This window comes from Novosphingobium sp. 550D, assembly GCF_057401885.1.
This window is the reverse complement of sequence record NZ_CM171613.1, coordinates 2440632-2459492: the sequence shown is the minus strand read 5'-3', so window position 1 is coordinate 2459492 and position 18861 is coordinate 2440632. Positions and strand designations below refer to the sequence as shown.

The 18861-nt window shown below is 60.9% G+C and carries 20 protein-coding genes and 1 tRNA gene; all 21 read right to left on the bottom strand.

Annotated elements, in window-relative coordinates:
- Nucleotides 1-14 precede the first annotated feature (14 nt).
- A complete protein-coding gene (locus tag AC2S2E_RS11590; protein WP_486522440.1) occupies nt 15-635 on the bottom strand; it encodes a superoxide dismutase in 621 nt (206 codons plus the stop codon).
- 135 nt (nt 636-770) lie between these two features.
- On the bottom strand, nt 771-2699 hold the full coding sequence (locus AC2S2E_RS11585) for a potassium transporter Kup (protein ID WP_476104195.1): 1929 nt from the start codon (nt 2697-2699) through the stop codon (nt 771-773).
- 119 nt (nt 2700-2818) lie between these two features.
- Nucleotides 2819-3505 (bottom strand): tetratricopeptide repeat protein, encoded by a 687-nt coding sequence (locus AC2S2E_RS11580; RefSeq protein ID WP_486522439.1) that lies wholly within the window; start codon nt 3503-3505, stop codon nt 2819-2821.
- Nucleotides 3502-3921: a cytochrome c-type biogenesis protein gene (locus AC2S2E_RS11575; RefSeq protein ID WP_486524589.1), complete on the bottom strand. Its 420-nt coding sequence runs from the start codon at nt 3919-3921 to the stop codon at nt 3502-3504. The genes AC2S2E_RS11580 and AC2S2E_RS11575 overlap by 4 nt, the downstream gene beginning before the upstream one ends.
- Nucleotides 3921-4472: a DsbE family thiol:disulfide interchange protein gene (locus AC2S2E_RS11570; protein WP_476104105.1), complete on the bottom strand. Its 552-nt coding sequence runs from the start codon at nt 4470-4472 to the stop codon at nt 3921-3923. The genes AC2S2E_RS11575 and AC2S2E_RS11570 overlap by 1 nt, the downstream gene beginning before the upstream one ends.
- Complete coding sequence (locus AC2S2E_RS11565) at nt 4469-6448, bottom strand: heme lyase CcmF/NrfE family subunit (protein WP_486522438.1); 1980 nt, start codon at nt 6446-6448, stop codon at nt 4469-4471. The genes AC2S2E_RS11570 and AC2S2E_RS11565 overlap by 4 nt, the downstream gene beginning before the upstream one ends.
- An 11-nt stretch (nt 6449-6459) precedes the next feature.
- Entirely contained in the window at nt 6460-6906 is a 447-nt protein-coding gene (gene ccmE / locus AC2S2E_RS11560; protein WP_476104107.1) for a cytochrome c maturation protein CcmE, read from the bottom strand.
- Complete coding sequence (locus AC2S2E_RS11555) at nt 6907-7047, bottom strand: hypothetical protein (protein ID WP_486522437.1); 141 nt, start codon at nt 7045-7047, stop codon at nt 6907-6909.
- Nucleotides 7047-7805, bottom strand: a complete 759-nt coding sequence (gene ccmC / locus AC2S2E_RS11550; RefSeq protein ID WP_486522436.1) for a heme ABC transporter permease CcmC — start codon at nt 7803-7805, stop codon at nt 7047-7049. The genes AC2S2E_RS11555 and ccmC overlap by 1 nt, the downstream gene beginning before the upstream one ends.
- A 187-nt stretch (nt 7806-7992) precedes the next feature.
- Nucleotides 7993-8069 (bottom strand) — tRNA-His (locus AC2S2E_RS11545).
- A 173-nt stretch (nt 8070-8242) separates the two neighbouring features.
- Nucleotides 8243-8476: a 50S ribosomal protein L31 gene (rpmE, locus tag AC2S2E_RS11540; protein ID WP_168602635.1), complete on the bottom strand. Its 234-nt coding sequence runs from the start codon at nt 8474-8476 to the stop codon at nt 8243-8245.
- Nucleotides 8477-8567: 91 nt separating this feature from the next.
- Nucleotides 8568-9047, bottom strand: coding sequence for a 3-hydroxyacyl-ACP dehydratase FabZ (fabZ, locus tag AC2S2E_RS11535; RefSeq protein WP_476104110.1), 480 nt, complete (start codon nt 9045-9047; stop codon nt 8568-8570).
- A gap of 20 nt (nt 9048-9067) precedes the next feature.
- Entirely contained in the window at nt 9068-9745 is a 678-nt protein-coding gene (locus AC2S2E_RS11530; protein ID WP_486522435.1) for an OmpH family outer membrane protein, read from the bottom strand.
- The gene (bamA, locus tag AC2S2E_RS11525; protein WP_476104112.1) at nt 9745-12522 is read right to left on the bottom strand and encodes an outer membrane protein assembly factor BamA; all 2778 of its coding nucleotides are present in this window, start codon (nt 12520-12522) and stop codon (nt 9745-9747) included. The genes AC2S2E_RS11530 and bamA overlap by 1 nt, the downstream gene beginning before the upstream one ends.
- Before the next feature lie 256 nt (nt 12523-12778).
- Nucleotides 12779-13867 carry an RIP metalloprotease RseP gene (rseP, locus tag AC2S2E_RS11520; protein WP_486522434.1) on the bottom strand — a complete coding sequence of 363 codons (1089 nt, stop codon included), beginning with the start codon at nt 13865-13867 and terminating at the stop codon, nt 12779-12781.
- 24 nt (nt 13868-13891) lie between these two features.
- Entirely contained in the window at nt 13892-15046 is a 1155-nt protein-coding gene (locus AC2S2E_RS11515) for a 1-deoxy-D-xylulose-5-phosphate reductoisomerase (protein WP_486522433.1), read from the bottom strand.
- A complete protein-coding gene (locus AC2S2E_RS11510) occupies nt 15047-15754 on the bottom strand; it encodes a phosphatidate cytidylyltransferase (RefSeq protein ID WP_486522432.1) in 708 nt (235 codons plus the stop codon).
- The gene (uppS, locus tag AC2S2E_RS11505; protein WP_476104197.1) at nt 15741-16385 is read right to left on the bottom strand and encodes a polyprenyl diphosphate synthase; all 645 of its coding nucleotides are present in this window, start codon (nt 16383-16385) and stop codon (nt 15741-15743) included. The genes AC2S2E_RS11510 and uppS overlap by 14 nt, the downstream gene beginning before the upstream one ends.
- A 74-nt stretch (nt 16386-16459) precedes the next feature.
- Nucleotides 16460-17023 carry a ribosome recycling factor gene (gene frr / locus AC2S2E_RS11500; protein ID WP_476104116.1) on the bottom strand — a complete coding sequence of 188 codons (564 nt, stop codon included), beginning with the start codon at nt 17021-17023 and terminating at the stop codon, nt 16460-16462.
- Nucleotides 17024-17038: 15 nt separating this feature from the next.
- Nucleotides 17039-17752 carry a UMP kinase gene (gene pyrH, locus AC2S2E_RS11495; protein ID WP_476104117.1) on the bottom strand — a complete coding sequence of 238 codons (714 nt, stop codon included), beginning with the start codon at nt 17750-17752 and terminating at the stop codon, nt 17039-17041.
- 170 nt (nt 17753-17922) lie between these two features.
- Nucleotides 17923-18849, bottom strand: a complete 927-nt coding sequence (gene tsf / locus AC2S2E_RS11490) for a translation elongation factor Ts (protein WP_273618805.1) — start codon at nt 18847-18849, stop codon at nt 17923-17925.
- Between the last annotated feature and the right edge of the window lie 12 nt (nt 18850-18861).

Genomic DNA, 18861 nt, shown 5'->3' with positions numbered 1-18861 from the left:
GCGAAGCGAAAAGATCAACCCTGCTGGTCCGCGCGCGAAGCGCCTTCGCCATCAAGGTTGGCTTCGACGAACGCCCAGTTCACATGGTCGAGCAGCGCATCGAGGTAGTTGGGACGCAGGTTGCGATAGTCGACGTAATAGGCGTGTTCCCAGACGTCGAGCGTGAAGAGCGGCTTCACGCCTTCATAGGCGACGGGGGTGTCGGCGTCATGATAGCTCGTCACCTTCAGCTTGCCGTCTTCCAGCACCAGCCAGCCCCAGCCGCTGGCGAAGTGGCCGGCGCTCTCAGCCTTGATGGCCGCCTTGAACGCGTCCAGACCGCCCAGATCGGCTTCGATCTTGGCCAGCAGTTCGGGCGAAGGAGCGGTCTTTTCCGGCGACAGGCCAAGCCAGTAGAACGTGTGGTTCCAGATCTGGGCCGAAGCATTGAACAGCTTCTTGTTGCCCGCAGCCTTGGCGGCCGCGATCACTTCGAGCAGGCTCTTGCCTTCCAGATCGGTGCCCTTGATCTGGTCATTGGCCTGCGTGACATAGGCGTTGTGATGCTTGCCATGGTGATAATCAAAGGTTTCGGCCGAGAGGACCGAGCCAAAGGCATCCTTGGCATAGGGCAGTTCGGGAAGAGTGAAGGCCATGACTTTCTCCTGTTTAATCGCGAATCCCCGGCCCCGGGGCTTGTGGCGTTATATGGGTATCAAAGCGCGTATCGGCCAGCGTTCAGAGAGAAAAAATCTGTAGGGCGGGAAAGCTTACCCTTCCCGCCCCGTGATTTAGATCTCAACCTGGCTGCCCAATTCGACCACGCGGTTCACGGGCAGGCGGAAGAATTCCATCGCGGACGCCGCATTGCGCATCATCCATGCAAACAGCTTTTCACGCCAGATGGCCATGCCCGGCTTGGACGAAGCGATCAGCGTCTGGCGCGAGAGGAAGAAGCTGGTCTTCATCATGTCGATCGGTTCGCCGTCCAGCGTCACGCCTTTCAGCGCGGCAGGCACATCGGTGTCCTCAAGGAAACCGAACTTGATCACCATTTTGTAGAAACCCTGACCGAAGTTTTTAAGCTCGATCCGCTCGCCTTCCTCCAATACCGGCACATCCTGAATGGCGATGGTCAGCACCACCACGCGTTCATGCAGAACCTTGTTATGCTTGATATTGTGCAGCAGCGCCGAAGGCACCCCGCCCCGCGTCGAGGACATGAAGATCGCTGTGCCCGCCACGCGCTGGGCGCTGGAATGGGCGCTCTTGGCGAAAACCTCGAACGGGATCGTACCTTCCGCCATGCTGGCCCGCATCAGCGCGCGGCCCTTGGACCAGGTGGTCAGCAACGTAAAGATAGCCAATCCCATGGCCAGCGGCACCCAGCCGCCATCGGGGATCTTGGTCAGATTGGCCGCGAGATAACCGAAATCGAGCAGGGTAAAGATCACCAGCAGCGGGATCGCCAGCCATTTCGCCCATTTCCAGACGACGAACAACATCACCGCCAACAGGAAATTGTCGATCATCATCGCACCCGTCACCGCGATGCCATAGGCCGCCGTCAGGTTCGAGGATTCCTTGAACACAAACACCAACAGGATCACCGCGATCATCAGCGCCCAGTTGATGACCGGGATATAGATCTGTCCGGCATTCACACTGGTATATTTGATCGACATGCGCGGGATAAAGCCCAGCTGGATCGCCTGCTGCGTCACCGAAAAAGCGCCCGTAATCACCGCCTGCGACGCAATGATCGCGGCAAGGCTGGCCAGACCCAGCAAGGGCCATTGGAACCATTCGGGTGCAAGGAAATAGAAAGGGCTGGCCAAGGCCGGCTCTCCAACGCGGACCAGCAGCGAGGCCTGCCCCAGATAGTTGAGCACCAGCGAAGGCAACACGATGGCCAGCCACGAAAGGCGGATCGGCGGGCGGCCAAAATGGCCCATGTCGGCATAAAGCGCCTCGGCCCCCGTCACGGCCAACACCGCCGAACCCATGGCCAGAAACCCGCGCATCGGATCGGCCACGAACATGGCGGCGGCGAAATGCGGCGATAGCGCCGCAATCACGCCGGGATGCTCCAGAATGCTCATCACGCCCAAAACCGCGATCACCGCGAAATAAACCAGCATGACCGGGCCGAAAAAGGCTGCAACCTTGGCCGTTCCCCGGCTTTGAATCAGGAACAGGCCGATCAAAATCACGACCACCATCGGCACAACGGCGCCATGCATCCCCGGCTCGTATACGGCCAGACCTTCGATCGCGCCCATCACCGAGACGGCGGGCGTAATCATCGAATCGCCATAGAACAGCGCGGTCGCAAACACGCCCAGCAGGACAATGCCCGCCGACCAGCGCTTGCCCGAAATATGCTGGTTCACCAGCGCCAGCAGGGCCAGTGAGCCGCCCTCACCCCGGTTGTCGGCGCGCATGATGATGGACACATATTTCAGCGTCACAATCACCATCATCGACCAGAACATCAGGCTGATGATGCCGTAAACATGCAATTGATCGAGCGGCAGCCGGTGATGGCCCGCAAACGTATCACGCATCGCATAGAGCGGGCTGGTGCCGATATCGCCGAACACAACGCCCATCGCGCCCAGCGCCAATTTGGGCAGGCTTCCATGCGTACCGTGATGTGAGGAAGAGTGTCCGCCTTGATCGACTTTATCGGTCGCGCCCGGCTGTGCCACTGGCTGCATCATGCATATGCCCCTGAGTCGCCGCGAAAAGCGGCAAGGCCCGGCGATTAGCAGCGCCGCATTGCCCCGGCAACAGCCGTTTGCAACGCTGACAGCTTCGCCAGACCTGCTTGTTCATGTTAACGCGGCGGGGCCGGCAAGGTTGCGCCCTGCCCTCTGGCATTTTCGGCCTCGGCGCGTTGACGCAACATCGCCATCAATTCATCCAGCCGCTTGAGCCGCATGGCAATGTCATCACGCCACGGCGCATCGGCGGGCGCCTTGGCCACCAGATCGGCCCACAGCGCGCGCGTTTCATCAAAACGCCCGGCCCGCGCCATGGCCAGACCAAGGAAGAAAGACGGCCCCGGTGATTTGGGATCGGCATTCTGCGCCATACGGAATGCATAGAGCGCAGCAGGAGAGATGTTCCCTTCGGCATGGCTGACCAAAGCATTGGCGATGGCGAGCCAGGCGTCCCCATTCTTGGGATCAGCCTCGACCGCGCCGCGCAAAACCGTTGCTGCTTCGGCATATTGCCCATGCATGGCCAGAGCATCGCCCGGCACGATCCAGCGGTTTTTGGTGGGATCTTCGCCCGACAACTTCTGCCGTTCCTCGACCAGCGCCTTGCCATTGCTGGCAGCGGGATTGCCGGGCGCCTTCATGGCCGAGGGCATGCCCGGCTGACCCTGAAGCGCATAGCCGGCAAGGCCCACCATCAGGGCCGCGGCCACCGCCTCCCATCCCTCACGCTTTCCGCGCATCAGGAACATCAAGGCGGCCATGGTCACGATGACCAGTGCAATCAGCACAATCCACGTCATGGCCTGGCCTCCTGCCCGCCGATAAATCGTTTCCGCAACAAAAAGGCGGCCAGAGCGATCAACAACAAAGGCGCGGCGAACAGCGGCCAAGTCGCCGCGCTGACACGCGGTTCATAGCTGACGTAATCGCCGTATCGCTGGATCAACCAAGCGCGAATCGCCTCCGGGTCTTCGCCCGCGGCAATCCGTTCACGCACCTGCGAACGCATGTCGCCCGCGATCGAGGCGTCCGAATCGGCAATCGACTGGCTTTGACACACCAGACAGCGCAGCGTTTCCATCAAGGCCTTCGCCTTGGCCTCCTGCGCCGGGTCGGGCAATTGGCGATAGGCCCAAGGCGCGGGCGGCATCGTGTCATCGGCCCAAACCGGCGCGGCAATCATCAACACGATGGCGGCTAAAAGCGCGCGAATCATCATTCGGCCTCCTTGAGCAGGCGAAGGATGTCGGGGATCTGTTCGGGGCGGATGTCGCCGATGTGCTGATATCGAATCACGCCCTTGCCATCGATGACAAAGGTTTCGGGAACGCCGCTCGACCCGATGGCCAATTGCACCGCCGAAACATCATCCGCGCCAATCCGCGCATAGGGATTGCCATATTGGCCAAGGAATGCGGCAAGGTCTTCCTTGTGGTCACGAATGGCGATGGAATTGATCGTCGCCCCCTGACGGCGCAATTCCTCCAGCACCGGTGCTTCGGCGCGGCAGGGAATGCACCAGCTGGCAAAGATATTGAGCAATTGCGGCTTGCCGGTCTTGAAATCGGCGTTGCTCAACCCCGGTTTGCCATCGGCGGCGGGGCGCAGGGTAAAGGTCGGCAAGGGCTTGCCCACCATCTGGCTGGCAATGTCGGTGTTCTTGGGCTTGACCAGCCCGACCACCACCAGCGCCACGAAAGCCACAAACAGGATCAGCGGCAACCACAAAGCCCAGCGGGGCGCCTTGGCCGGGGTCTTGTCGCTCATGCCACGTCTCCCTTGTTCAGCGCGGCCACTTCATCGCGGCGATAGTTGCCCTTGCGACGCGCCACCCGGCGCTTCAAATCCTGCGCCACGCGGCTGAGCAAAGCCAGACCGCCGCCCAGCGCCACCAGCAAGCCACCAATCCAGATCAGCGGCACATAGGGTTTCCACCATAGGCGCAACTGCCAACGGCTCTCACCCTTGTCCGAGGTCGTTTCCTCGCCCAGCACGGTGTAGAGCTGACCATTCCAGCGCCCTTTGAGCGCAGACACCGCATTGGTCTGAAGCGGCGCCCAAAAAGTGCGCGACTGCGGACGCAACGTCACCTCGGCCCCGCCGTCATAGCGGGCTTTCAAAACGCCCTCCATCGCGGTCCAGTTTGGCCCAGCGATCGGCGCCACTTCGGCCAGACGGATGCTCCACGGCCCGACCTGCGTCACCTCGCCCACTTTGGCGGCAACCAGACGCTCGACCGTAAAGGCGCTGTCGCTGGCCATGCCGAACAAGGCCACGCCGATGCCGGCATGGGCGATCACCATGCCCCACAGGCTGAGTGGCGCGCGGGCCAGCGAACGACCACGCAGCGGCAGGAAACTTGCCACCACAAGCGCCGGACCAAGCGCAAGGCCGAGCAGCGGCAGTACATGGCGCACGCCTTCGGCAAAGGCCCAGACGCCCGCAACAACCGCCACCACCAGCGGCAAAGCCAATACCTTGTTCACACGCGAAAACTTGTCCCTCCGCCAACGCAGCATCGGCCCGACCAGCAGCACGATGAACATCGGCACCGCAAACATCGCCGCAACCGGCGTGAAATAGGGCGGGCCGACCGACACCTTGGTCCCCATCGCCTCGGTAAACAGCGGATAGAGCGTGCCGATCAGCGTGATGCCAAGGATCGAGGAGAGCATGACATTGTTGAACACCAGCGCGCCCTCGCGGCTGGTGATGGCGAAACGCTCGCCCTCGGTCACAGTGGCCGCGCGCAGGGCAAAGAGCAGCAAGGCCCCGCCGATATAGATCGCCAGCAGCGCCAGAATGAACCCGCCCCGGCGCGGATCAACCGCAAAAGCATGGACCGAGGTCAGGATGCCCGAACGCACAAGGAACGTGCCCACCATCGACATGGAAAAGGCCACCACGCCCAGCATCACCGTCCAAGCCCGCAGAGCGTTGCGCGCCGCCAAAACGCTGGCGCTGTGCAGCAACGCGGTCGCGGCCAACCAAGGCATCAGCGAGGCATTCTCGACCGGATCCCAGAACCACCAGCCGCCCCAGCCCAGCACGTAATAGGCCCAATAGCTGCCCGCCGTGATGCCCACGGTCAGGAAAATCCACGCGCCCAGCACCCATGGCCGCATCGCGCGGGCGAAATCAGGCCCGACCTGACGCGTGATCAACGCACCGATGGCGAAAGAAAACGCGATCGAAAGACCGACATAGCCCAGATAGAGCGTAGGCGGATGAAACGCGAGGCCGGGGTCCTGAAGCAGCGGGTTCAAACCATTGCCGTCCTCCGGCGCCGGATAGAGCCGCGCAAAGGGGTTGGAGGCGAACAGCAGGAAGGCATAGAAGCCGAGGCTGACGAACGCCTGTCCCGCCAACGTCGCCATCATCGTGGGTTCGGGCAACCGGCGCTCAACAGCGGCGACAAACGCCCCGCCCAGCCCCATTACCGTCACCCAGAGCAGCATCGACCCTTCATGATTGCCCCAAGTCCCCGCGATCTTATAGATCAAGGGCTTGGCCGAATGGCTATTTTCCGCCACCAGTTTGACCGACAGATCGGTTTCAACAAACAGCCAGATCAGGATGCCCAGAGCCGCCGCCGCCAACACCCCCTGCACCATGGCCACCGGGCGCACGATGCCCGCCATCCCCTTGCCATTGGCCGTCAGCGACAACCCGCCCGCCAGCAATTGCAGACCGGCCAGCGCCGCCGCCAGCCACAACAGGCCCAAACCGATTTCAGGAAGCACAGGGGATGTCCTTACTTGGTGTTCTCTATGGCCTTGCGGGCCTGTTGCATGTCTTTCATCTCGCGCGGCACGTATTTTTCATCATGCTTGGCCAGAAGATTGTCGGCGACAAAAATGCCATCGCGGCCCAGCTTGCCCTCGGCCACAACGCCGCTGCCCTCGACGAACAGCGCTGGGCGGATACCGGCAAAGCGGACCGGAATGCGGGCCTTGCCATCGGTGACGATGAAATTGACGGTGATGCCATCGGCGGCATTCTTCATGCTGCCCCGTTCGACCATGCCGCCAAGGCGCACGGCGCGGTCGGCCTCGGGCGGATTGGCGGCCATGTCGGCGGGCACATAGAAATAGCTGGCCTGGCTGCGCAGCGCCCATGTCGCCAGCAAACCGGCACCAATCAACGCCACCAGCGCAATGGCCAACAATACCAGTCTTTGATGTTTGGCCCGAACCGCCATTTAACCCTCTCGTACTTTATTACGGCGCGCTTCGGCCCGGCGCATGGCCAGCCAGCTCCACCCCGCAAGAGCCAATGTCGCGCCGCCGCCTAGTACATAAGCGGCGATAACAAATTGCCATTGGTCAAATGTCTCGGTCATTACCAGGCCTCCTCAGTCGCGGGAGCCTGCGCCCGCATGGCCTTGCGGCGCAAACGCGCTTCGGCCTGTTCATTGGCCAGAATGGCGCGCATCCGCGCCATGACGATCCCGCCAAAGACCAGCGAGAAACCCACCGTCGCAATCAGCAAGGGCACGAGAAAATCCGCCGCCATGGCCGATTTGCCCATCGAGATGCTGGGCGGTTGATGAAGGCTGTTCCACCATGTCACCGAATAATGGATCACGGGGATGTTAACCGCCCCCACAAGGCCAAAAATGGCAGTGATGCGCCCCTGTCCCTGCCCTGCCTGCTGGCTGCCCCGTGCGGCGGCGTCGAGCGCCATATAGCCGCAATAGAGGAACAACAGCACCAGCATGGAGGTCAGTCGACCATCCCACACCCACCAAGTGCCCCAAGCCGGGCGGCCCCAGATCGAACCCGTCATCAGGCAAACCGCCGTAAACACCGCACCCGGCAACGCGACGGCGCGCGCGGCGATCCCTGCCAAGGGGTGACGCCAAACGATTTCAGTAAAACTGGCGATGGCAATCGCGCTCCACCCACCCATGCCAAGCCAAGCGGTTGGCACATGCAGGTAGATGATTCGCACCGTATCGCCCTGAAGCGCATCGGCAGGACCAAAGAACACACCCCAAACCAGAGCCCAAATGGCCAAAGCCAGCCCCAGCAGCAGACAGAGCGGCGTGGCCCAGCGGGCGATACGCAGGAAACGGGCGGGATTGGCAAAACCGTGCATGACAGATCAATAACCGCAAAAGCGCCGACCCTTTCGGCGTACGCACATGCTTTGGCAGGCCGCATCGGTTGCGGCAAGGGGGCCATAAGCCCTGTACCACCGTTTTTGCGCGTAGTAGCGCGTCAACCAAGTGGTTTGCGGGCAATAAAAAAGCGGCCCGCCGGGGCCGCTGTCTCATGTGAAAAAATGGGGCGATTAAAGGGGTTCGAACCCTCGACCTCCGGTACCACAAACCGGCGCTCTAACCAACTGAGCTATAATCGCCACACCATTTTTGCGGGGCTTTTCAAACCGCGCCGCCGCTGTCGGGAGCGGCCCTTTGCACCAGCTTGGCGAAGATGAAAAGTGTTTTTTTCATTTTCCGCCAATTTTTTTGCTCACCCTTGGGTGGGCAGGGACGCAGCGGACCGGTGCAGGTCCGCCACGCCCCGAAACGCTTACTTCTTGGTGAGCGAAAGGCCACCAAAGCGCTTGTTGAACTGTGCAACGCGGCCGCCCTGATCCAGCAGACGGGCGTTACCGCCGGTCCATGCCGGGTGCGAGGTCGGGTCGATGTCCAGAGCCAGCGTATCGCCTTCCTTGCCCCAGGTCGAGCGGGTCTGGAAGGTCGTGCCGTCGGTCATCTGCACAGTGATGAAGTGGTAATCGGGATGGATGTTAGCCTTGGCCATGGCATTCACTTTCGCAAAAATCGACCGGTTCCGACCGGCCTGAATGAGAAGCGGCGCGCATAGACGCACGCCGCCCGCTTGTCCAGTTGAATCAATCCTTGGGCGGATCGGCGATCATCGCGGTGAAATTCACCTCGCAAGTCACCTTGCCCTCGATCTCGGCCTTGCCCCAGAATTTGCACACGCGGGCGCGCTTCTGGATAAAGCCGACCTTGAGGTCCAGCAGCACGCCCGGTTCAACGGGCGCGCGGAACTTGGCTTCCTCGATGCTCATGAAATAGACCAGCTTGTTGCTGCCGGCCAATTCCAGAGTTTCGATGGCAAGAATGGCAGCCGCCTGTGCCAGCGCTTCGATCTGAAGCACGCCGGGCATGATCGGACGGCCGGGGAAATGCCCCTGAAAGAACGCCTCGTTGAACGAGACGGCCTTCACCGCGTGGATGTCCTCGCCAATGTTCAGCGCGGCAACCCGGTCCACCAGAAGCAAGGGGTAACGATGAGGCAGCGCCGCCAGAACCTTGCGAATGTCATATGTCAGGGGCGCCGCGGCTGCGGCAGTATCGTCGCTCATCTTATCCCCCACGCCTTCTCTTAGCGGCTCTCGGTCGCGGGAGCCTGCTGCTGCTGGGCGGCAGCTTCACGGGCTTCACGCGGCTGCCAGCCAGCGGGCGGAACGATCTGAACCGACGGCAGGGCCGTGTTCAGTTCGGTCAGGATCTGCTGGTTCAGGTTATAGGCGTTGGTCGCAGCCAGAATAGCTTCCGGGTTGAGCAGCAGCGTGACGCCGGCCTTGCTCATCGCGCTCTGCACGGCGGCGGCGCGCTTTTCCATGATCTGTTCCAGAACATAGGCGTCCGACAGACGAACCGGCTCAACGATCTTTTCGATCTCGGCCTTGCCCGCTTCCTGGATCTGCTGAACCTGCTGCTGAGCGGCAGCGGCCAGAGCGTTCACGTTGGCGCCCGGCGCCGCACGATCCTTCTGGAACTTGTCCACGATCGGCTTGATCTGGGCGTTAAGCGCAGCTTCCTTCGCCTTGGCGGCGTCAAGCTGCGGCTTGTAGGTCACTTCGCGGTCGGCCTGGGCCTTTTTGAAAGCCAGCGAATTGGCGACGACGGCATCCAGATTGGCAACGGCAATACCGTTGACACCAGCGGCCACCGGCGCAGCAGCGGGAGCTGCGGCAGGCTTGGCAGCCGGAGCGGCCAGAGCGGCCTGCGATGCACCAGCCAGCGCGGCCAGGGCGATAATCTTGATAAAGGTTTTCATCAGAACTGGGTTCCCACGTTGAATTGGAAGGTCTTGATATCGTCGCCTTCTTGGTACAGCAGCGCCTTGGCGATATCGATGCGGAACGGCCCGAACGGAGAGTTCCAGTTAAAGCCAACACCAACCGCAATGCGCGGACGGGGCGAATCGCCGTAATAGAATTCCTTGAACGCGCTGACGTTCGAACCGATCTTGGTGTTCGCGACCCCGGTCGCCGTATTCGTGGCATTGGTGGTGGTCACCACCGTGCCATCCGCATTGGTCTGATAATACAGCGGATTGCCGCTCGTATCGCGGGTCGGAAGGAAAATCGAGCAACCGACATAGCCGCAAATGGCCGTCGAATCCTGCAGCGTCGGCTTCTTCACGCCCCACACCGCGCCGGCATCAAGGAAGATCGAGGGACGAATGCCCATTTCCTTGGCACCCGAACCCAGCGGAATTTCGACCTCTGCGCGGAACTGGTAATAATATTTGCCGCCCACGGCGTCCTGTGACCACGAATTCCTGTCCGTGGTCAGGACATAGGCCCCCGTGCTGTCCGTGATGTAGGGCTTGCGCACAACGCGCGGGCCGATACCGCGGATGTCAAAGCCGCGCATCTGGGGTTCGCCAAGGAAGAAGCGGTCCGTCAGATAGACGTCATCCGAACCATCCACATTGCGGCTGCTCAGCGCCTTGATCGCCCCGGCCTCACCCTTCATCGAGAAGATGAAGCCCTTGCCCAGCGGGTAGAACTGCGAGGCATTTGCGCGGATACGGGCATAACGAACGTCACCGCCAAGACCGGCGAAATCGACGCCCAGCGAGCCCGAACGGCCACGCGTCGGACGCATGCGATTGTCCAGATTGTCATAAATCAGCGACGCACCGACGATCGAGGACAAACGCTTGCCTTCCGCGTCGCACAGATAGCGACCCGCCAGCAGCGGACTACAGGTCAGCTTGCCTGTCGCATCCTGTGCATAATAGGTCGATTGGGCCAACGAAACATTATCGTAGTTGAGCGTATAGCGGCCAACCAGCGATACAAATTCGGTCACCGCAAAACCAAGGCGCGCCTGAAAACCGATGGTTGAATTGCTGTAGGTCGTGGCCGTGTTCGAGCTGTAATAATTGTAGTTATTATAGTCGCGACGATAAATATCGAGACCCATCGAAACGTTCTTGTCGAACACATAAGGCTCGGTGAACGAGAGCACGATGCTCTTCGAATAACGCGAGACCGAACCCGACAGGCCGATCGTCTGACCACGTCCACGGAAATTGTTCTGCTTGATCGACGCCTGGAAGATGAAGCTTTCAAGGCTCGAATAGCCGGCAGAAAGCTGCAATTCGCCGGTCGGCTTTTCTTCGACGTTGGCCTCAAGGATGATGCGGTCGCGCGCCGATCCATTGACCTGCTTGACCTCAAACTTTTCCTGGAAATAGCCAAGGCTCTTGATGCGGTTGGTCGAACGCTTCACCTGCACCGAGTTGAACGCGTCACCTTCGGCCAGACGGAATTCGCGGCGCACCACCTTGTCCTGCGTCAGCGTATTGCCGTTCACGTCGATCCGCTCGACATAAACGCGCGGCGCTTCCTGAAGGTTGAAAGTGACGCCCATTTCCAGATTCTTGGCGTCGCGCTGATAATCGGGGCGCGCGTCGGCAAAGGCATAGCCGAACACGCCAACCGTCTCGTTCATCTTGTCGATCGTGTCTTCGACCAGCTTGGCGTTGTACCACTGGCCCTTCTTCATCGGCAATTGCTTGGCCAATTGGGCGCCGTCAAAGTCACGAAGCTGGCTCTCGACCTTCACGTCGCCGAACTTATAGCGCTGCCCTTCTTCGACCACATAGGTGATGATGAAGTCGCGCTTGTTCGGCGTCAGTTCGGCCACCGCCGAAACCACGCGGAAATCGGCATAGCCCTGCGTCAGATAGAACTGGCGCAACTTCTGCTGGTCATAGGCCAGTTTATCCGGGTCATAGGACGTGTTCGAACGGAAGATGTGCAGCGGGCGCGCGGTCTTGGTGATCATCGCGGCCTCAATTTCCTTGAGGCTGAAATGTTCATTGCCGATCACGTTGATCTGCCGAACCTTCGACTTGGGGCCTTCGTTGATTTCAAAGACGATATCGACGCGGTTCTGGTCCAGACGCACCATCTTGGGCTCTACCGTCGCGGCAAAACGGCCCTGACGCTTGTAAAGCTCGATGATGCGCGACACGTCCGCGCGGACCTTCGACCGGGTAAAGATCTGGCGCGGGGCCAGCTTGATTTCCGGGTTGATCTTGTCTTCCTTGAGATGCTTGTTGCCCTCAAGAACGATGCGGTTGATGACCGGGTTTTCCTTAACCGTAATCACCACACGGCCACCATCATTGCGCACCGAAACGTCGGCAAACAGTTCGGTCGCGTAAAGATCCTTCAACGCCTGGTCAGCGGCGGCCTCGCTATAGGGCTGACCGGGGCGAAGCTGGATATAGGACAGCACCGTATCAGGCTCGAGACGCTGGGCGCCTTCGACCGTCAAGGACAAGATCGGCTCGGCAGGCGCCGTCGCAACGGGCTGCGCGGCGATGGTCGGCTTGGCCGGAGCGGCTGCCGTGGCCGCCACCGCGGGCTTTTCCGAAGCCTTTGCCGCCGTTGCCTTTGGCGCCGGACGTTCGGCCGCGCTCACCACCTGGGGAACGCCCGCCAAAATCGTCGTGCCCAACAGCGCCATGCCGATCTGGCCCAGGCGCGTCGCTTTGATTGCGGCACTATCCGTATTTGCCTGCCCGAAAGCCATATTCCGATCCATCTTCGACACGGTACTTCCCATCCTTAGCAACCGTCGGTCACCCGATCGGCAATGCGCCCCCGACAATTGGCCCCTTTCGGCGGCCAGTTGCGCGGTCCCCGTGTTTGCCTGTTTCGTCTTTTCCGGGCGACCGGACGAAACAGCACTCCATCTTGCGCGTCATGCGCCCTCTGCCCGATGCTGGCACAGCTTTCAAGGCATCTTGCGCCAGAGCGACAAGCGACCTGTTCAAGCCCGGCCGTTTTTAAAGGCCAAACAAATCCGTCGGCATCAGATCGTTGATCGTGACAAACACCATCAACGCCAACACGAAAGCAATCCCGGTGCGAAAAGCCCACTCCTGGCTCTTGGCATCCAATGGTTTGCGCCGCACTGCTTCGGCCACATAAAATGCTAAATGTCCACCATCCAGCGCCGGGATTGGCAGCAAATTAATGAATGCCAAATTAATTGAAATGAAAGCCGCGAAATAGACGAATTCCTGCCAGCCCAACGCCAGACGCTGGCCAGAGAATTTCGCGATCTTGACCGGCCCGCCCAGCTCCTTGATGCTGCGCTGACCAAACAGGATCTGGCGGATTCCAGTGACCATCGAACCCATGACGCCGATGGTCTGATCCCCGGCCATGGTCAGCGATTCCACCGGCCCCAAACGGACCCGCTCCAGATTGCCGCCCTGTACACCCAACATGCCAACCCGGCTTTCATTGCCGAATTCATCATGCTGCACCACACTGGGGATGGTCATGTTGAACGTCAGGCGCGCAGCCCCACGCTCAACCACAATCGCCGTCTGTTCGCCCGGAAAGGGCGCAATCAGCGGACGAATGTCTGAAAAGCTGTCAACCTTGGTGCCACCGATCGAAAGTATCCGGTCGCCTGTCTGCATGCCCACCTGTTGCGCCGCCGAATTTTGCGCGAATGCCGCCACCACCGGCGGGGCATAAATCCGGCCATAGGTGACGTTAAAGGCTGCAAAAATCAGCACCGCCACGATCAGATTCGTCGCAGGTCCGGCCAGAACGATCAGGAACCGCTGCCACAAAGGCTTGAAATGGAACCAGCCCTCGCGCTCCTTGATGTCCAGCGGGATCTTGTCCACCCCCGCCGAGGCCGGGTTCATGTCCCCCGCAAACTGAACATAGCCGCCCAGCGGCAGCATCGAGATCTTCCACCGCGTCCCGCGCCGGTCGGTCCACCCCGCAATCTCGCGCCCGAAACCAATCGAAAAAGCCACCGCCTGAACACCGCACCAGCGGCCCACCAGATAGTGCCCCAATTCATGCACCATCACCAAAGGCCCCAGCAAAAGGCCAAAGGCGATGATGGTCATCAAGATCGACGGTTGCGCCATGATTCAGGCGATCTCCAGCAAGGCTGCGGCGTGGCGGCGGGCCTGCGCGTCAACCTCATGCACATCCTCAATAGCAGCCGGCGGCGGCGGCGCATAGGCGCTCAACACATCCTCGACCATTGTGGGAATGCGCGTAAAGCCGATGCGCCCGTTCAGGAAAGCATCGACGGCAATTTCATTCGCCGCATTCAGGACCGCAGGGATGCCCCCGCCCGCATGGGCCGCCTGCCGCGCCAGACGGGTCGCGGGAAAACGGGTTTCATCGGGCGCGCGGAACGTCAATTCCCCAATCGCGGCCAGATCGAGCTTATCCGACAACGGCGTTTCCATCCGCTCAGGCCAGGCAAGGCACGAGGCGATGGGCACGCGCATATCGGACGGCCCCAATTGCGCCAGCGTAGAACCATCGTGATATTCGACCATCGAATGGATAATCGACTGGGGATGCACGATGATGCGCAGCCGATCCAGCCCGACCGGGAACAAGTGATAGGCCTCGATGAATTCGAGCCCCTTGTTCATCATGCTGGCCGAATCGACGCTGATCTTGGCGCCCATGCTCCAGTTGGGATGCTTGATCGCCTGCGCCGGGGTCGCGGTGTGCAACTGCTCCAGCGTCCATTCGCGGAACGGACCGCCGCTGGCCGTCAATGTGATCCAGCGGACGTGATCGACCTTGTTCCCCGACAAGCATTGGAAAATGGCGTTATGCTCGGAATCAACCGGCAACAGCGTGGTGCCATGGCGCTTGACCGCCGCCAGCATCACTTCGCCCGCCGATACCAGCGCTTCCTTGTTGGCCAGCGCGACCGTCCGCCCCTGTTCAATCGCCGCCATCGTCGGGGCAAGGCCCGCACAACCGACGATCGAGGCCATCACGATATCGGCCGGACGCCGCGCCGCATCGACCAGAGCATCCGCCCCGGCCGCCGCTTCAATACCCGATCCCGCCAAAGCCTCACGCAACGCGGGCAAGGCGGACGGATCCGCGCATACCGCCACTTCGGCCTCAAACTCACGCGCCAATGCGGCCAAAGCCTGCGCATTGCCATTGGCGGTCAGCGCGACAACGCGCCAGTTACCGCGATTGCGGCGGATAAGATCCAGCGTGGAGGCGCCGATTGACCCCGTAGCGCCTAAAACGGAAATGGATCGCACTTAGAATCTTCCTACTGCGCCGATAACACCGGCAACGAACAGCACGGCGAGCAAACCGTCAACCCTGTCGAACAAACCGCCATGGCCCGGAATGAGATGGCCGGAATCCTTGACCCCTGCACGACGCTTCATCCAGCTTTCGAAAAAATCGCCGGTCTGGGCGATGATGGCGATGCAGGTGCCCATCGCCAAGGCTTGAGGAATAGTCGCCAATGGCGTCGGCCAACCGCCCAAAACACCAGCAGCCACGGAGGCCCCAAAAATACCCCCGCCAAGACCCGACCAAGTTTTACTTGGGCTAATCCTTGGAGCAATTTTCGGGCCACCAAACGTCCGCCCTGTGAAATAGGCTCCGATGTCCGTGAAGATGACCGATGCTACCACCATCAGCACCAGCAACAGCGCCTCTGCCCGCAATGTTATCAACATTTCACAGGCGAACCCGACGTAAGCCACCCCCGCCACCACCCACAGCGCCCTGCCCCACCAGCTCGCCGCAATCGCCCGCGAAAGCTTGCTCCACTCCCACAAGACGCCCGTGGCGACCAGCAGCACGAAGACCATCCATGGCAAACCACCCAACCACAGGGCTGAACCCGCCACCGCCACCATCACGATGGCCGACAGCGTGCGCGCCTTGAGATCCGCGTTCTTTTTGGGCGCCACGGCCCCCTCGCCTGCTACTTCAGGCGTTTCAACGGCCGCCAAAACGACGCTCCCGCTGGCCAAAGGCGCCAAGGGCATGGGCCAAATGGTCGGGCGTGAAATCGGGCCACAACACATCGGTGAACCACATTTCTGCATAGGCCGCCTGCCACAACAGGAAGTTCGACAGGCGAACTTCACCGCTGGTGCGCACCACCAGATCGAGCGGCGGCAGGCAAGCGGTGTCGAGTTCGGCCTCAATCGCTTCGGGCGTCACTTCGCCCTTGGCGGCGGCGGCGGCGGCGGCGCGGGCAATCTCTTGCTGGCTGCCGTAATTCAAAGCAATCGCCAGTGTCAGTTCACGATTGCCCGCCGTTCGCGCCATCGCGCCTTCGAGCAATTCGACAATATCAGGCGACAAAGCCTTGTAATCACCGATGATCTTGAGCCGAACGCCATTGCCGGCAATCTCATCCAGATCGCTGATGATAAAGCGCTTGAGCAGCCCCATCAGATCGGACACTTCCTGCTCCGGCCGACGCCAATTCTCAGACGAAAAGGCGTAAAGCGTCACCGCCTCCAGCCCCATGCCGCGCACACCGCGGATCAGGCGGCGCACTGCCTCAACCCCGCGCTGGTGGCCCAGCACGCGCGGCAAATGCCGCTTCTTTGCCCAGCGGCCATTGCCATCCATGATGATGGCCACATGGCGGACGCCGTGATCGGCGCCCCCATTGGCAGGCCCGGAAGCCGGAAGCAGCGCAGCGGTCACTTGCCCAGGATTTCCTTTTCCTTGGCCGCCGCAGCTTCATCAGCCGACTTGATCGCCTCGTCGGTCAGCTTCTGCACTTCGGTTTCAGCGCGCTTGCGCTCGTCTTCCGAAATCAGCTTCTTGTTCTCGTCAGCTTTCAGCGCTTCCATGCCGTCACGACGCACGTTGCGGATGGCGATACGCGCGCCTTCGGCATATTTGCTGGCCAGTTTCGCCAGTTCCTTGCGGCGTTCCTCGGTCAGGTCGGGGATCGGCAGACGGATCGTGTTGCCATCGGTGATCGGGTTCAGCCCAAGTCCGGCCGAACGGATCGCCTTTTCCACCGGGGTCACGCTGGAACGGTCCCACACGGTGACGGTCAACATGCGCGATTCGGGCGCGGCCACCGTGGCGCAGGCGTTGAGCGGCATGTGGCTGCCATAGATTTCCACCGTGATGGGATCGAGCAGCGCGGTGTTGGCGCGGCCCGTGCGCAGACCCGACAGGTCGCCCTTCAGCGATTCCACCGCGCCCTTCATCCGGCGCTCAAGATCAGCCTTGTCATATTTGGGAGCAGCCATTGGTATTCTCCTGAATTACTGCACAATCGTCTGGGTGCCCTCACCCATCAACACGCGGGCCAGATTGCCACGCTCGCGGATCGAGAAGACGACGATCGGGATCTTGTTGTCACGACACAGGGCCACTGCACTGGCATCCATTACCTTGAGGTTATCGGCCAGAACAGTGTCATAATCTATGGTATCATAACGCTTTGCCGCAGGATCATGCTTGGGATCGGCATTATAGACGCCGTCCACGCTGGTCCCTTTAAGCAGAGCATCGCACCGCATTTCCGCCGCGCGCAAAGCAGCGCCGGAATCGGTGGTGAAATAAGGAGCGCCAACGCCCGCGGCAAAGATCACCACGCGGCCTTTTTCAAGGTGACGCTCGGCGCGGCGACGGATGACGGGTTCGCAAACCTTGTCCATTTCGATGGCCGATTGAACGCGCGTCGGCACGCCCAGTTGTTCGAGCGCATTCTGCATCGCCAGAGCGTTCATCACCGTGGCCAGCATGCCCATATAGTCAGCCTGCGCCCGGTCCATACCCTTGGCCGCGCCGGCCATGCCGCGGAAGATATTGCCCCCGCCGATGACCAAACAGATCTCAAGCCCGCTTTCCTTGGCGGCCTTCACCTCGGCGGCCATTTCGGCCACAAATTCGGGATCGATGCCGAAAGGCTGGCTCCCCATCAACACTTCGCCCGAAAGTTTCAACAAAACGCGCTTGTATTGGGGTTGAGCCATGGTTCCGATCTATCCTTATGCTTCGCAAGCGCCCTTATACCGTGGCGTTGCCTGTGCCAAGGGCGCGCAAAAACTAATGCACACACGGATAGTAGAAACCCCGAAAATGACAAACAAAAAGGCCCGCCGTTTCCGGCGAGCCTTCCTGATTTCCTTGACGGAAAAGAAACTTACTTCAGGCCAGCGGCAGCAGCCACTTCGGCGGCGAAGTCGGTTTCTTCCTTTTCAATGCCTTCGCCCAGCTGGAAGCGGACATAGTCCACCAGCTTGATCGTGGCGCCAGCGGCCTTGGCAGCAGCGGCAACAACGTCCGAAACCGGGGTCTTGCCATCCATCACGAACAGCTGCGACAGAAGAGCGTTTTCCTTGGCATACTTGGCCACGGCGCCTTCAATCATCTTGGCCTGAACGGCTTCGGGCTTGCCCGATTCCGCAGCCTTTTCAGCAGCGATCTTGCGCTCACGCTCGATCAGCGAAGCGTCGAGATCTTCAGCCGACAGGGCCAGCGGGAAAGCGGCGGCAATGTGCATGCCGATCTGCTTGCCCAGGGGTTCCAGAACGTCAGCCGGAGCGTTGCCTTCCAGAGCGACCAGCACGCCGATCTTGCCCAGGTTGGGGGCGGCAGCGTTGTGCATGTAGGCGACAACCACGCCTTCGCTGACCGAAACGGCCTTGATGCGACGGACCTGCTGGTTTTCACCGATCGTGGCAACGTTGCTGGTCAGCTTTTCGCCAACCGTGCCGCCGTCGGGGTAGGCAGCGGCCTTGAGAGCTTCGACATCGGTGATGTCGCCGTTCAGGGCAGCTTCGGTCGTCTTGCGCACAAAGTCCTGGAACTGGTCGTTCTTGGCAACGAAGTCGGTTTCCGAGTTCACTTCAACCGCGATGCCCTTGGTGCCGGCAATGGCCAGACCCACGAGACCTTCAGCAGCGGTGCGGCTCGACTTCTTGGCGGCAGCAGCCAGACCCTTGGCGCGCAGCGCGTCAACGGCGGCTTCCATGTCGCCATTGGCTTCCTTGAGCGCCTTCTGGCAATCCATCATGCCAGCGCCAGTGCGTTCGCGCAGGTTCTTCACGTCGGCGGCAGTAAAGGCCATGTCCGATAGTCC

What these genes read in the sequence shown, in the direction of transcription:
- ccmC (WP_486522436.1), bottom strand. Translation starts at nt 7,805, where the DNA reads ATGCACGGTTTTGCCAATCCCGCCCGTTTCCTGCGTATCGCCCGCTGG.
- AC2S2E_RS11530 (WP_486522435.1), bottom strand. Translation starts at nt 9,745, where the DNA reads ATGAAAACCTTTATCAAGATTATCGCCCTGGCCGCGCTGGCTGGTGCA.
- tsf (WP_273618805.1), bottom strand. Translation starts at nt 18,849, where the DNA reads ATGGCCTTTACTGCCGCCGACGTGAAGAACCTGCGCGAACGCACTGGC.
- fabZ (WP_476104110.1), bottom strand. Translation starts at nt 9,047, where the DNA reads ATGAGCGACGATACTGCCGCAGCCGCGGCGCCCCTGACATATGACATT.
- frr (WP_476104116.1), bottom strand. Translation starts at nt 17,023, where the DNA reads ATGGCTGCTCCCAAATATGACAAGGCTGATCTTGAGCGCCGGATGAAG.
- bamA (WP_476104112.1), bottom strand. Translation starts at nt 12,522, where the DNA reads ATGGCTTTCGGGCAGGCAAATACGGATAGTGCCGCAATCAAAGCGACG.
- AC2S2E_RS11585 (WP_476104195.1), bottom strand. Translation starts at nt 2,699, where the DNA reads ATGCAGCCAGTGGCACAGCCGGGCGCGACCGATAAAGTCGATCAAGGC.
- AC2S2E_RS11580 (WP_486522439.1), bottom strand. Translation starts at nt 3,505, where the DNA reads ATGACGTGGATTGTGCTGATTGCACTGGTCATCGTGACCATGGCCGCC.
- rseP (WP_486522434.1), bottom strand. Translation starts at nt 13,867, where the DNA reads ATGACCATCATCGCCTTTGGCCTTTTGCTGGGGCCTTTGGTGATGGTG.
- AC2S2E_RS11590 (WP_486522440.1), bottom strand. Translation starts at nt 635, where the DNA reads ATGGCCTTCACTCTTCCCGAACTGCCCTATGCCAAGGATGCCTTTGGC.
- rpmE (WP_168602635.1), bottom strand. Translation starts at nt 8,476, where the DNA reads ATGGCCAAGGCTAACATCCATCCCGATTACCACTTCATCACTGTGCAG.
- AC2S2E_RS11575 (WP_486524589.1), bottom strand. Translation starts at nt 3,921, where the DNA reads ATGATTCGCGCGCTTTTAGCCGCCATCGTGTTGATGATTGCCGCGCCG.
- pyrH (WP_476104117.1), bottom strand. Translation starts at nt 17,752, where the DNA reads ATGGCTCAACCCCAATACAAGCGCGTTTTGTTGAAACTTTCGGGCGAA.
- AC2S2E_RS11555 (WP_486522437.1), bottom strand. Translation starts at nt 7,047, where the DNA reads ATGACCGAGACATTTGACCAATGGCAATTTGTTATCGCCGCTTATGTA.
- uppS (WP_476104197.1), bottom strand. Translation starts at nt 16,385, where the DNA reads ATGGATGGCAATGGCCGCTGGGCAAAGAAGCGGCATTTGCCGCGCGTG.
- AC2S2E_RS11570 (WP_476104105.1), bottom strand. Translation starts at nt 4,472, where the DNA reads ATGAGCGACAAGACCCCGGCCAAGGCGCCCCGCTGGGCTTTGTGGTTG.
- ccmE (WP_476104107.1), bottom strand. Translation starts at nt 6,906, where the DNA reads ATGGCGGTTCGGGCCAAACATCAAAGACTGGTATTGTTGGCCATTGCG.